Origin of the sequence: Mariniphaga sp., from assembly GCF_041687215.1 — a bacterium.
In the GTDB taxonomy this organism is placed as follows: Bacteria; Bacteroidota; Bacteroidia; order Bacteroidales; family Prolixibacteraceae; genus Mariniphaga.
Genome location: NZ_JAWLCI010000091.1, coordinates 1 through 13824, shown reverse-complemented (window position 1 = coordinate 13824; position 13824 = coordinate 1). Strand labels below are relative to the sequence as shown.

Below are 13824 nucleotides of genomic sequence, written 5' to 3'. Positions count from 1 at the left end.
GTGCTCTCTTTTCTTTTGTTCTTTATTTTAAAAATTGTTGATTTTAAACAAAATATGGGCTTTAAAGGCTCATTTAATAAAAATTATTTACGTATGAAAATAATAAGATTGGTAGCGTTGGTTTTGTTTGCCGCAAGTCTTTTTTTCACAATAACAGCTTACGGGCAGGAAACTTTTAAATCTACTTATTACGAACAGCGGAGAACGTTGTTTGAGCAGCTTCCCAACACCAAAAAGGAAATCATCTTTTTGGGAAACAGCATTACCGACGGAAGTGAATGGGCGGAACTGTTTCAAAATAAACGTATTAAAAACCGTGGAATTAGCGGCGATGTTACCGAAGGAGTTTTATATCGGCTGGATGAAGTAACTGAATCAAAGCCGGCGAAGGTTTTCCTGCTAATTGGAATTAACGATTTGGCCCGGAATATTTCGAAGGAAACCGTTTTTGAAAACATTTCCAAAATTGCAAGTTCCATCAGGGAGCAATCGCCAAAAACCAGGGTGTTTGTGCAAAGCATTCTGCCGGTGAATCCCACCTTTGATAAATTTACCGGACATTGTTCAAAAACAGAAGAAGTGAAATGGATTAATGGAAAACTGGAAGATTTTTGTGTGCAATCCGGGTTTCAGTATGTTGATTTATTTACGCATTTCAAAAACGAAAACGACGATTTTATGAATCCTGAGTTTACAAACGACGGACTGCACCTTACCGGCGAGGGGTATATGAAATGGGCTGAAATCATTAAGCCGTTGTTGTAACCCGGTAAACAAAACTTATTTCAAAAACAATTTTAAAAACAAATACCGAAATGATACCAAAATTTGAAGGACTGATAGCCGCACCGTTTACGCCCATGAATGAAAAGGGTGAAGTGGTTTACGAACGCATTCCGGCGTATTACAATTTTTTGAAACAAAATAAAGTGGTGGGCGCGTTTATCAACGGCTCCACCGGCGAGGGGGTTTCGCTTACCCAAAAGGAACGGATGAAAAGTGCGGAACAGTGGGTGGCCGCTGCCCGCGAAAATCCGGGAATGAAAATCATCAACCTGGTTGGCGGAACTTCTTATGCTGCGTGTATTGAAAATGCACAACATTCGGCAAGAACCGGAATGGATGCCATTGCGCTGCTGGCGCCCTATTATTTTAAACCATCGGGGGCCGGGCAACTGGCAGAATTTGTGGCCCGCGTGGCTGAAACCGTTCCGCAAATGCCGGTCTATTTTTACCATATTCCGGTGCTCACGGGCTGTTACGTCTCCATGTACGATTTTCTGAAAGAAGCAGCGCCTGCCATTCCCAACCTGGCTGGGATTAAATACACTCACGAAGATTTTATGGATTTTCAGAGCTGCATCAATTTTAGGAATGGCAAATACGACATGTTATGGGGCCGCGACGAGAATCTGCTTTCGGCACTGGTGCTGGGAACCCGCAGCGGTGTGGGAAGTACCTACAATTATGCGGCACCGTTGTATTATAAATTGATTGAAGCGTTTGACAACGGCGACCTGGTACTTGCCCGTAAATTGCAGCAAAAAGCCATCGACATGATTCGCCTGCTGGGAAAATACGGCGGCATTGCCACCGGAAAAGCGTATATGCGTTATGTTGGTATAGACTGCGGCGAGTTTCGTTCACCGGTTAAAAATATGAGCCACGACGATTACCGGAAATTTACCGAGGATGTTAAAACGCTGGCGATGGAAGAGGAATTCTCAAAATACATTTCTTCCTAACCAATCGGTTAGCAACCATTTGGTTAGTTTTTGAATTTGATGTGAAGTAATTATGATTCCGGAGGAATCACATGTTTATAGAAAAAATGTTTGTATTGAAGTTCGACCCTGGCCAGGGTCGTATAATTTAATTTATCCGGATTTTCTATAAACATTTAAATCCGCTGGATTTAGAACAAATTTTAATTTTTTATTTGAGAACTACGCTCAATAAAATTTTTCAAGAATATGGACTTTAGAAAATTAGAAATTCAGTATAAAAATGAACTCCTCAGCAACGTGGTTCCTTTCTGGGAAAACCACTCAAAAGACGAGGAGTTAGGTGGTTATTTCACCTGTCTCGACCGCGAAGGGAAGGTGTTCGATACCGATAAATTCATCTGGTTGCAGGGGCGGGAAGTCTGGATGTTTTCCACACTTTTCAATAAAGTGGAGCAAAAACAGCAGTGGCTCGACATGGCCCTTCACGGCGCTAAATTCCTGCAAAAGCACGGGCACGACGGAAACCTGAACTGGTACTTTTCCCTAAAGCGCGATGGAAAACCGCTGGTGCAGCCTTACAACATTTTTTCCGACTGCTTTGCCACCATGGCATTCGGTCAGCTATACAAAGCCACAGGCAATGAGGAATACGGGCAAATCGCCAAAAACACCTTCGAAAACATTCTGAAACGCAGCGACAATCCCAAAGGAGAATACAACAAACTGGTTCCCGGAACGCGGCCCTTGAAAGGGTTTTCGCTGCCCATGATTTTGTGCAACCTGTCACTGGAAATCGAGCACCTGTTGCCCGAACAACTGGTGGACGAAACCATTAAAAAAGTGTTGCACGAAGTAATGGAGGTGTTTTACCAGCCCGACTCAGGTTTGATTTTGGAAAATGTAAAACCCGACGGCAGCTTTTCCGATTCGTTCGAAGGCCGTCTGCTCAATCCGGGACACGCCATTGAAGCCATGTGGTTTATCATGGATTTGTCGGTGCGGTTGCAAAGACCAGAGCTTGCGGAAAAAGCGGTGGAAATTGTGCTTCGAACGCTGGAATATGGCTGGGACGAGGACTTCGACGGCATTTTCTATTTTCTCGATGTTAAAGGAAATCCTCCCCAGCAACTGGAGTGGGACCAGAAATTGTGGTGGGTGCACATCGAAACACTTATCAGTTTGATAAAAGGCTATGCACTTACCAAAAATGAAAAATGCCTCACCTGGTTTGAAAAAGTGCACGATTACACCTGGTCGCATTTTGCCGACCGCGTACACGGCGAGTGGTTTGGTTACCTCAACCGCCGGGGCGAAGTGCTGCTTCTGCTGAAAGGCGGAAAATGGAAAGGGTGTTTCCATGTTCCACGCGGGCTTTACCAGGTTTGGAAAACGTTGGAAACATTGAAATAAAAGATGTCTCCCGCAGATGGCGCAGATAAACGCAGATTTTTAAATCTTATTTTTGCGAAAATCAGCGAAATCAGCGGGAATTTTCTCTAATCCATATTATTATGCGCCATTCAAAAAAAATAACAGTATTCATTTTATTTCTTTTCTTATCGATTTGGAAAGGAGAAGTTGCAGCTGAATCATCCATCAATCAAGTCAGTCAGCGCAGTCTTCCGTTGTTTGAAAATGTATCTGAAATTCCGGGCAACGAAGGACTGGCCGGAGTTTTTGCCGGCGTGCACAACAATCTTTTGCTGGTGGCCGGCGGAACTGCTTTCCCTGAAGGAAAACCGTGGGAAGGCGGTAAGAAATATTTCTCCGACGCAGTTCTGGTTTATGAACGCACAGCAAATGGTGTTCAATTGCTGAACGTTGCTTCAAAGCTTCCGGTTGCCTTGGGCGAGGGTGCTTCGGTATCGTTGCCGCAGGGTGTGCTTTGCATTGGCGGCCAGTCGCCCGATGGGTTCAGCAACCGGGTTTTTTTGTTAGGCTGGAACGGCTCTTCAATGGATATTTCAGAATTCCCGGCGTTGCCTGTGGCGGTAAAAAGTCCGGCTGCAACTGCTATTGGAAATACCGTTTATGTGGTTGGCGGCGAAAGTGAAAATGGCGCAACCAATCAGTTTCTGGCGCTGGATGTGAACAATATTTCACGGGGCTGGCAAACCTTGCCCGATTTTCCGCTGCCGGTATCCGGTGCTGCTGCCGTTGCCCAGATGGACGGTCAGGAAGTAAGCCTGCATGTGTTTGGTGGACGGGCAAAAAAGGAAGGCGAAGGTACTACAACTTTTTATCCGTATGTTTTCCGTTTCCGGCCATCGGAGGGAAAATGGGAAAAGAAAAAAGATATGGAAATTCCACTGGCTGTGGCTTCGGTTGCATCCATTGGCGCCTCTCACATTGTGGTGGTTGGTGGCGATTCGGGTGAAACGTTCAATCAGGTTGAACGTGCCATTCACGCCATGCAAAACGGCGATGAAAACGCCCGGCAACTGCGCGATTCGCTTTGGATAAACCATTCCGGGTTTCGTTCAAAAATGAAAATTTACAATACGGTAACCGATGTGTGGTTTGATGCCGGTAAATGGGAAGGAACGCCTGTGGCCGTTGCTCCGGCTGTGGTTTGGAAGGGCGTTGTTGTTGTTCCCGGTGGTGAAATAAGGCCGGCAACCCGAACACCGCAATTGCACGAAATTCAGTTTTCAGTAAAACCGGTTTTCGGCTGGTTGAACTACCTGGTATTGGGGGTTTATTTTATCGGCATGTTGCTGCTGGGTTTCTTTTTTATGCGGCGCGAAAACAGTACCGACGACTTTTTCAAAGCCGGCGGACGTATTCCCTGGTGGGCAGCGGGCATCAGTATTTTTGCTACTACGCTCAGCGCCATCACATTCATTGCCATCCCTGCCAAATCGTATGCCTCCGACTGGCGCATGTTCATGTTCAACATGGCCATCATTATGGTGGCGCCTATTGTCATCCGCTATTTTTTGCCTTTTTTCCGAAGGTTCAATTTCGATACGGCCTATCAATACCTTGAGGCGCGGTTCAACCGGGCGGTGCGGTGGCTGGCATCGGCGCTGTTTGTGTTTTTTATGGTTAGCCGTATAGCCGTGGTGCTTTTTCTGCCTTCGCTGGCGCTTAATGCCGTTACCGGGTTCAGCATCTACTGGGCCATCATCATTATGGGTGTGGTTACCATTGTTTATTGTACCAGTGGCGGTATGGAAGCCGTGATATGGGGCGATGTGATTCAGGGATTTATTTTGCTGGGCGGCGCTTTTGTTGCACTGGCGTTTATGCTGGCGGGCGTGGAAGGTGGGCTGAGCGGCTTTTTTGAAATTACCGGCGAGCATCAGAAATTCAAAACCTTCGATTTCAGGTTCGATTTTTCACAGCCGGTGTTTTGGGTGGTGCTTATTGGCGGTTTTGCCAACACGCTCATTACCTATACCAGCGACCAGAGTGTGGTGCAGCGTTATATGACCACCAAAGATGAAAAAGCCACCGGGCGCAGCATCTGGCTCAACGGGTTTCTGAGCATTCCGGTTACCATTATTTTCTTTTTACTTGGAACCGGTTTGTATGCGTATTACACGTCCAACCCGGAACACATGTCGGTACTCAATCCCAACATCGATTCGGTGTTTCCACAGTTTATCGTGTCGCAAATGCCTGCCGGGGTGGCCGGTTTGCTCATTGCAGCCATTTTTGCGGCGGCCATGTCCACGCTGTCGTCCAACATCAATTCGGTTTCGGCAGTCATCACCACCGATTTTTACAAGGTGCTGGCAGCAAACGCAAATCATAAACGCAATATGGCGGTGGCACGCTGGTCGGGAATAATTGTTGGCGTACTTGGAATTGCGATGGCGCTGATGCTGGCCACCTGGAACATCGCATCGTTGTGGGACCAGTTCAATACTTTTCTCGGGCTACTCACCGCCGGGCTGGGCGCTTTGTTTGTGATGGGGATTTTCTTCCCGCGGATTTCAGGGAACGCTGCGCTTACAGGAGTTTTGGCAGGCATTGCAATTTTAATTCTCGTGAAAAACAATACCCCCCTTTCATTTCTGCTTTATGGATTTGTAGGATTGGTGGCCAGTGTGGGGCTGGCGCTTGTTTTCAGTTTTGTTTTCCCCAACCGGAAAGAAATTACAGGGTATTCGTGGAAAAGCAGAAAACGAGTTTAATTCCGGGTATTAGGTCAAGATATTTAGTATCAAACAACAATTAAAACTGAATTTGACTTTGTCTTGATACTTGATACTAAATATCTCGTGTCTCAACCTAAAACCCCTTCCTTTTTTCCTGTTCAGGAGCCGCCGCGGGGCGTTCGATTTTTTTCATGTCTTTACCTGAAGAAAACCGGTAGGTGATTTTGAGCCACAACGGTACAGTTGACAACTGTATTTCGCCTTTTGAGTAGTGACTGAAGTTATCGGAATGAACTTCGGTGCCCTGATAAGTGAAGTTTTTAACCAGAGGCAACCCGCTTACAATCCCCGCTTTCAGATTTTTTGAAAATGCTTTTTCCAGCGAAACGAAATAGAGCGCATCGCTGAATGTGTTCTCCTGGATTTGATTTGCCGGGCTGGTGTATTGAAAATTAATCGAAGCTGTAAGACCTTTTTTAAACGTTGCAAATGCCGAGAGCCCTGATTCCAAAACCAGTTGATGTTTTGATTCAATATGGTGTTCGTTTGCAAATTGATTGGGTTTGGAAAAGACATCAAAAATTTTCAGATAGGGATTAACTCCCACTTTCCCAAAACTAAGTGTACCACTTAGCTGGATTCCGGTTTGACGGATTTCGCCCAGATTGTTCTTCTGAACTTCAAAAAGGCCGGTTTCGTTTAAAAACATCAGATTCCGGATGGCATCAGAAGTTTTATGGTAAAACATCCGGGCGGTGAAAAAATGATTTTCAAACCGGCGGGAATACTCAAGATTCAACTGATTGTGCGTTTCGGGCCGGAGGTTTGCATTTCCTGAATTCAACGTAAAAGGATCTTCCACCGATGTGTAGGAATTCAACTGGTAAAATCCCGGCCACGAAACGGAGCGCCTGTAATTCAGTTTCAGGGTATGTTTTTCATTCAGGTTATAAATGGCCGAAAAATTTGGTAAAAGGAAAATTTCTTTTCTGGTTTTTTCTTCATGCAGTTTTGTATTCTGGTTTTCAAGCCGCAGTCCCAGGGTTGTTTCCAGTTTGGAAGTTTTGTAGCTGAACGTTCCGTATCCTGCAAAAACAGTTTCATCGTACCGGAATGTTGCCGAATTTCTGTCATTTAGTGTTGTGAGTCGTGTTTGGAATCCGGCGTTTAGTTTTATTTTTTCACTTACAGGAAGGGTGTAGTCCAGTTTAACATGAATATTTTGGTTTTTTGGCCGCATCTTGTTTTCATGAAAAGAACCGGTTTCGGAGTTACTGAAAAGTGTTGTATTTTCAGCTTTCAGGTTGTACAGGCTCATGTCGAGTGCCAGTTCATGTCCGGCAGTTTTATCGAAAAAATGATTGTACCAAAGCGAATAAAACCCACTGTAATTGAGGTCTGTATCTTCTTTTTCGGCCAGCCAGCCGATGGTTTCAGTGCCGGTTGAATTTACCTCAACATCGCCGTCGAGTTCCTGTGAATAGGGATTGTAAAACCCATAAAAATTCAGTTGGTTCCGTTTGTTAATAAACCAGTCGAAACCGTAATGAAACCGGTGTGACCATGTTTTCTGGCGCAGGTTTTGGGTAGAATTGATTTCGTTTATTTCAGGATTGCCGAAGATTTCTCTGCGGTACGATTCCGAAATGTTGAAATAGCGCAAATCTCCGTTATAGGAAGTAAACAGGTTGAATTTGCCCACCCCATAATTCAGGCTGTACGCAGGCGTTAGAAATATTTCGGAGCCGGAAGTGGGAATTTCCAGGTAAATATGGCCGTCCAGCCCGGTGTTGTTTTCCCTGGAAAGGACAATATTGACGACTCCCGTTACGCTGGCGTCATATTTGGCCGGGGGCGAACTGATAACTTCCACCTTGTCGATTTTGGAAGCCGGCAACTGGCTCAGAAAACTTCGGTCGCGCTCTTTCCCGTCAACCAGAATGATAATATTTTGGCTGCCTTCCAGCGAAATGTTCTGTTGCAAATCCACCTGCACACCCGGAACCAGTTTCAGGATGTCGGTTCCGGTGTTGGACGATTCATGCATTTTTCGGTTTACAAAAAACGTGGTTTTATCCGGCGATGGTTTTGCTTTTATACGTTCGGCAACCACATCAATATTTTTTAGCTGAACATGGGAGTTGAGTAACGGAACAGAGCCCAGATTCACATCTCTGTGCATTTCCACTTTTTTAATCCACGATTCAAAACCCAGCGCACTCACTTGTATTTGATAGGTTCCGGGAGCAATATCCTTTAAAATGAATTTCCCCGTTTCGTTGCCCGCCGCGCCATCAATCATTTGGGTTCGGGTTGAATCGAAAAGGGCAATGTTGGGAAAAGCAACGGCTTCATTGTTTTCAACGGAAACTATTTCGCCGGAAATGGTGAAACCGGATTGGGCCGAAACCAGTGAAGGATATAAAATATATACCAGTACCAAAAGTTTAAAAAGAATGGTTTTTTGAATTTTTTTCGGGTTGTTCTTTTTCGTTTTCATGTCGTAAATTTTTGATTTCGACACAAATAGACGGAAACGAAATGAACCAGACTAATTTCCGGGATACGATGCAAGCTTTTGTTGCAGACTGATAAAATTGGCGTTTGGAGTTGTTACAAAAGGTAATATTCTGTGATGAACGGATTAACTGAATTGTCTGAAAAGCTGGCTGAAAGTACGGGTATTGTTTCTGGAAACCGGAATTTCGCCGTCGGTTCCCTGAAGCCTTAACCGGTACCCCAGACTGTTGCCTTTTTTCGATTTGATTTTTTTCAGGTTGACGATAAAGGCCCGGTGCGTTCGTACAAAAAACGGAATATGCGCGAGTTGCTGCTCCACATCGGTAATGGAATTGCGAATGACTTTTTTCTGCACTTTATCGCCGGAAAGTAAATAGAAATTGACGTAGTTACTGTCCGATTCGGCGTAAATAAACTGGCTGGGATAAAAACTGAGCGACTCTTTTTTGAGTTGCGAACTGATTTGAATCAGCTCTTCAACGGTTAAAGGACTTCCTGAATCTGATGAAGCGCCATATTTCTCTTCAGGTGAAATCCAATAGAGGTAGTTCAGTGCGGTAAAAAACAGAAACGGGATGATGCCTATGAGGAAAGCATTTTTCACCGAGTCGAGAAATGTGGGGAAGTTCCATCTGTTCGCGGGTTCTTCCAGAATAAAAGCAGCAAAATAAATGACCACGCCGAGGGCAAACAACAGAATAGAAATGGCAAGCAATTCTTTGGCGAATGTCCATTTGGCCTTATTTGAAAAAAATTTGATTCTGACCAAAAGGTTAATCCAGCCAAAAAGCGAGGCACCTGAAATAAAAGCATAAACGGCCATGGTTGCTTCGTAACCCAGAAACCGGCTTGCATGGGAGCCAAGCGGTTTGTAGAGTAGTGCAAAAACCAGGGTAAAACCTGCAATGAGCAAAGCCCCGTAAAGCGGGCGCTTTATGATGAAGTTCTGAGGAAATTCTTCGGATAACAGTTTTTGCAGTCGCATTTTACTTTTGGTTAGCTGAAATTTTCAAGGTGATTTGGGTGTAAAAGTAGGTATTTGAGCATGAAGTATCAAGGATATTAGTATCAGGTATCAAGACCAAAGAACTTATTCTGTTTATTGTCTTGATACTTGTGTCTTAACATCTATTATCTGCATTGTTACTTCGAAATTTCCAGCATCCGTTCGATGGGGATGCGGGCTTTTTCAATCACATCGGCAGGTAAAGTTACTTCCGGCTGTTCGTATTTCATACAGATGTAAAGTTTTTGCAGGCTGTTCAGTTTCATGTATGTGCAGTCGTTGCAACCGCAGGTGGAATCGACCGAAGGCGCCGGAATAAACAGTTTGTCGGGACTTGCCTTTTTCATTTGGTGCAGAATGCCGCTTTCGGTGGCTACAATAAATTTTTTGGCCGGGCTGCTTTGGGTATAATTAAGTAATGAGGTGGTAGAGCCAATATGTTTGGCCAACAGTAAAACAGGTTTTTCACATTCGGGGTGGGCAATAAATTCCGCCTCGGGATACTGGTCCATTAGGTCGATGATTTTTTCCACCGAATACTGTTCGTGCACCATACAGGCGCCATCCCACAAAACCATGTTTCTGCCGGTAACGCTGTTCAGGTAGTTCCCCAGGTTTTTGTCGGGGCCGAAAATCAGTTTTTCATCTTCAGGAAAACTGTCGATTATTTTTTTTGCGTTGGCTGAGGTACACACAATGTCTGACATGGTTTTTAATGCTGCGGTGGCGTTTACGTAGGTAATTACCTTGTGGTCGGGGTATTTGGCTTTGAATTCGGCAAAAGCTTCAGCCGGAGCCGATTCGGCCAAAGAACAACCTGCTTTCAAATCGGGAAGAATGACTTTTTTACCGGGATTGAGGATTTTTGCAGTTTCGGCCATAAAATGAACGCCCACAAAAACAATCATGTCGGCATTGGTTTTGGCTGCTTCCTGTGCCAGTCCAAGACTATCGCCCACATAATCGGCAATGTCCTGCAAATCACCTTCCACATAAAAATGGCTAAGGATAACCGCATTTTTCTCTTTTCTGAGCCGGTTAATCTCTTCCACCAGTTTTACATTCGGATTTACCGGTTCGTCAATGAAACCTTTCTCCTCCAGCATCCGATCTATTTGTACCTGTTCCATTTGTGTCATTTTCTGAATGTCCCCATTGAATCAGAAGGCAAAAATAGAAATTCATTTGCAAAAAAACCGTTTTAAGTCTGAATTGTTTGGCAATTTTCAATAATAAGAAGCTGTGGCAGTCACCTTGATATAAAAGAGATGAAGAATTTTCCGCTTCAAAACAAAAAATATGGCTTGAATATTTTCGTGACAAACAATTAACAGAAGTATCCAATTTACTAATGATCCTGTTTGTTGTATAAATTCTGAAAAATGGATTGAAGCTTGAATGCCGTTAATCTGCAACGTTTTGTATGGCAAAATTTTAAATACCGGAAAGGAAAAAGAATTTTTAACCAACAAGTTTCGGATTATTTCTTAGCTCTTCCTTTTCAATATCTTTAAAATACTTCACGGTTCCCACCTTCAACTCAAGTGTTGCGTCTTCGTCGCAAATAATCATTCCTTTTGGATGAAGTTGCAAAACGGAAACGGTCCACATGTGGTTAATTCCTTCTTCCACCACTTTTTGCAGGGCGCGAGCTTTATTGTATCCTTTTACAATGATTAACACTTCCTTCGCCTGCATTATCGTGTCAACGCCCACGGTGAGTGCTGTTTTCGGTACTTTATTGATATCGTTGTCAAAAAACCTGGAATTGGCTACAATGGTATCGTAAGTGAGTGTTTTGATGCGCGTTTTCGATTTTAGTGAAGAACCCGGTTCATTAAAAGCAAGGTGCCCATCGGGCCCAATTCCACCTAAAAACAAATGGATTCCGCCAGCGCGCTCAATTTTCTGTTCGTATGCTGCACATTCCTTTTCCAAGTCGGGGGCATTCCCGTTCAAAATGTTAATGTTTTCCCTTGGAATGTCGATATGATTAAACAAATGCTTGTCCATAAAATAGTGGTAACTCTGCGGATGATCTTCCGGAATTCCAACGTATTCATCCATGTTGAATGTAATAACATTTTGGAACGTCAGCCGGCCCTGTTTCACCAGTTCAATAAGTTCATTGTAAACACCAATGGGCGATGAACCGGTAGGCAATCCCAAAACAAAAGGCTTTTCGGGTGTTGGGTTAAACTCTTTGATTTTGTTTGCCATGCAATAGGCAGTCCATTTGGCCAACTGCTGATAATTTTCATGTATTAAAATTCTCATAATCTGTATTTTTTTAATCTATTCCGATTTCACCAGATAAAAAGGAATTATCAATTAACCATTATTGCTTGTTCTTCAATTTCAATAAAAAGTTAAAAAATACCCTCCATGGATTTTCCCAAATTTGAAGCCGCCTCAAGAAATTGCTTTACGTTGAGTTCGCGTAAATAAACCATTCCGTGGGTAGCTCTTAACAGCGGTGAGCTATTTTCGTAAAAGAAATTTTTACCCAGCAGAAACTGAATTTGCTTATGTTGTTCAAACCAGGTACGTTGGGTAAGTTCGCTGAATTTTCCATCGAGCTGGTAGCTTGGGAACGAAGCATTTACCTGCGTAACGTAACATTCGGAGAATGATTTGTCGAGTGTTGCCAAAGCGTTCAATGAAACCGGCACAATTACTTCCACATCCCACGGATTGTATTTAAACCAAACATTCCGGTAACCCACAATGCGCAGGTTGCTTAAATCTTCCTCCTTGTTCCATTCTTCCACTGCTGCAGCAATGGCCTGAAGTACTTTGTAATGTGTATCGGGGCCGCTTCCCTGCGGATCCATTGCCAGGCTGATTACAGTAGGTTTATATTTTCGGAATTCTTCCAGGATGGGCAATATATCATTTTGCATATCTGGCTTGCTTCCAACCACATTTTTCTGATAAAATCCAAGGCGGAGGTGATGAACATTCTTCACCATAATTCCGTAATGTGCCCAAACCAGTTCCTCTTCAAACTCTCTGATCATTCCTTTTAGTTGCTGAATTTTTGGAGGATTTTTGCTGCCGTCGTAACTGCTTTTAAGGTAATCCAGCACTTCGTTAATCACTTCCCGCAGGTTCTCTTTGTCTTTTACTTTCCAGATAGAAACCAGGGCACGCACCAGCCGGTGGCAAACTCCTCGCCTTTTTTCTTCCGGATTTTGAGCAGCAATGTTATCGAGGTAATGATAAATGTCTTTATCCCATTTGTATTGATATCCTTCTATGAAAAAGTCAGGATAATTGATCATTTCTATTTTCTCCTGATGAATCAGAAATTTGGTGTCTAAAAGCAAATCATACAAAAAATGGTTGGTTACAGCCGTGTAACCGGAAGTTAATACAGAAAAGTGCAGTTCGTTGCTGGCATCGCGTGACTGCCGGTTTGTTAACGGCATAATTCCCAGCATAATATCGTCGTGATGCGGACCGGTGTGGTAATACACCTGGTTAGTTTCTTTTTGCATTCCGCGCTGGAGTTTTGCAAGAATTGAGTCAATTACCGATTGTACTGTATTTTCATTCAGGCCTGGAATCTGGCTACAATATTTATCAGTTTTCAAATCGTCCAATTCGAGTTTGCCACCAAACTTGTTTATTTTCCGGCACAACTCCATAACAGCACGTTCGGTTTTTTGGTGGGTCCACGGGCCGCTCTGGTAATATTCTTCCACGGCATCATCCAGTTTCACTGCCGCACCATCAGTTAAATAAAAGCGGCTGTTTTTTAACCGTTGAAGCGACGTGGCCGGATAAACCACAGTTGGCTCATTTTCCAGCGAATTTTTAATGGTTTCGGCAATGGCTTCACCAGCGGCATAAATAATAGCTTTGTTGTCAGGATTATATCCAAGGGTTCCCAAGCCGATGGTAATTACCAGCCTGTTTCTTGAAACTTCAATTCCTCCCAAATCGGTTGCTGTAACAGCCTGTGTTTCGAAATTGGTTTGTGCCAGTCTGGTAGTGGCAAAGTGGTCTGAACCGCGGGTATTAAATGCAATATGCCCGTCGGGGCCAATTCCACCCAAAAAGAATCCGATACCACCTTTTTCCCTGATTTTGTTTTCATATTCGGTACACCACTGGTCAATTTTAAATATGGATTCCTGCTGAAGCAGTTCCTGTTGTGTTTTTGCTTCGCGGAAACGCAAGGATAAATCGATGTTAAAACCCGGAAAAACTTCGCTAAAATGTTTGCCCTGAGCCAGCTCAATTTCATCGGAGTTGATTAGCAGCGCTTTATTTAAATCCAGTCCGAATCCTTCGATATAATTTTTCAGAATAAAATTATTCAGGCTGTTGTGCTGCTTTGAACTGATGGGATAAAAATCGCCCATTTGAACAAATTGCAACTCATTAAGTGATGGTTTTTTTACATCGGCCAAACCATACTTTTTGCGGATATCTTTTCCTTTCTGGTTGTCCCAGTTGT

Annotated in this window: 9 protein-coding genes; 4 read left to right on the top strand and 5 right to left on the bottom strand. The window is 43.7% G+C overall.

Annotation, left to right across the window (positions count from 1 at the left end; genetic code table 11):
• The first annotated feature begins 93 nt into the window (after positions 1-93).
• The 4 genes from ACESMA_RS20225 (at position 94) to ACESMA_RS20210 (ending at position 5869) form a co-directional block, all read left to right on the top strand.
• Positions 94-765 carry a GDSL-type esterase/lipase family protein gene (locus ACESMA_RS20225; RefSeq protein ID WP_372950691.1) on the top strand — a complete coding sequence of 224 codons (672 nt, stop codon included), beginning with the start codon at positions 94-96 and terminating at the stop codon, positions 763-765.
• A 50-nt stretch (positions 766-815) separates the two neighbouring features.
• Entirely contained in the window at positions 816-1745 is a 930-nt protein-coding gene (locus ACESMA_RS20220; RefSeq protein ID WP_372950690.1) for a dihydrodipicolinate synthase family protein, read from the top strand.
• A gap of 228 nt (positions 1746-1973) precedes the next feature.
• Positions 1974-3137 (top strand): AGE family epimerase/isomerase, encoded by a 1164-nt coding sequence (locus ACESMA_RS20215; RefSeq protein ID WP_372950689.1) that lies wholly within the window; start codon positions 1974-1976, stop codon positions 3135-3137.
• 101 nt (positions 3138-3238) lie between these two features.
• On the top strand, positions 3239-5869 hold the full coding sequence (locus ACESMA_RS20210) for a sodium:solute symporter family transporter (RefSeq protein WP_372950688.1): 2631 nt from the start codon (positions 3239-3241) through the stop codon (positions 5867-5869).
• A 97-nt stretch (positions 5870-5966) separates the two neighbouring features.
• Here the strand turns inward: ACESMA_RS20210 and ACESMA_RS20205 are convergent, their stop codons facing one another.
• The 5 genes from ACESMA_RS20205 to ACESMA_RS20185 all read right to left on the bottom strand — a co-directional run.
• The gene (locus ACESMA_RS20205) at positions 5967-8333 is read right to left on the bottom strand and encodes a TonB-dependent receptor domain-containing protein (protein ID WP_372950687.1); all 2367 of its coding nucleotides are present in this window, start codon (positions 8331-8333) and stop codon (positions 5967-5969) included.
• 144 nt (positions 8334-8477) lie between these two features.
• A complete protein-coding gene (locus ACESMA_RS20200; protein ID WP_372950686.1) occupies positions 8478-9338 on the bottom strand; it encodes a LytR/AlgR family response regulator transcription factor in 861 nt (286 codons plus the stop codon).
• Positions 9339-9496: 158 nt separating this feature from the next.
• Positions 9497-10489 carry a quinolinate synthase NadA gene (gene nadA / locus ACESMA_RS20195; protein ID WP_372950685.1) on the bottom strand — a complete coding sequence of 331 codons (993 nt, stop codon included), beginning with the start codon at positions 10487-10489 and terminating at the stop codon, positions 9497-9499.
• Positions 10490-10820: 331 nt separating this feature from the next.
• Complete coding sequence (gene nagB, locus ACESMA_RS20190) at positions 10821-11636, bottom strand: glucosamine-6-phosphate deaminase (RefSeq protein ID WP_372950684.1); 816 nt, start codon at positions 11634-11636, stop codon at positions 10821-10823.
• Between the two features lie 92 nt (positions 11637-11728).
• On the bottom strand, positions 11729-13824 hold a 2096-nt coding region (locus ACESMA_RS20185), incomplete at its 5' end, for a glucosamine-6-phosphate isomerase (protein ID WP_372950683.1).

Excerpts from the sequence above, each read along its gene's own strand:
- ACESMA_RS20215 (WP_372950689.1), top strand. The coding sequence starts at position 1,974 with ATGGACTTTAGAAAATTAGAAATTCAGTATAAAAATGAACTCCTCAGC.
- ACESMA_RS20205 (WP_372950687.1), bottom strand. The coding sequence starts at position 8,333 with ATGAAAACGAAAAAGAACAACCCGAAAAAAATTCAAAAAACCATTCTT.
- ACESMA_RS20220 (WP_372950690.1), top strand. The coding sequence starts at position 816 with ATGATACCAAAATTTGAAGGACTGATAGCCGCACCGTTTACGCCCATG.
- ACESMA_RS20200 (WP_372950686.1), bottom strand. The coding sequence starts at position 9,338 with ATGCGACTGCAAAAACTGTTATCCGAAGAATTTCCTCAGAACTTCATC.
- nadA (WP_372950685.1), bottom strand. The coding sequence starts at position 10,489 with ATGGAACAGGTACAAATAGATCGGATGCTGGAGGAGAAAGGTTTCATT.
- nagB (WP_372950684.1), bottom strand. The coding sequence starts at position 11,636 with ATGAGAATTTTAATACATGAAAATTATCAGCAGTTGGCCAAATGGACT.
- ACESMA_RS20210 (WP_372950688.1), top strand. The coding sequence starts at position 3,239 with ATGCGCCATTCAAAAAAAATAACAGTATTCATTTTATTTCTTTTCTTA.
- ACESMA_RS20225 (WP_372950691.1), top strand. The coding sequence starts at position 94 with ATGAAAATAATAAGATTGGTAGCGTTGGTTTTGTTTGCCGCAAGTCTT.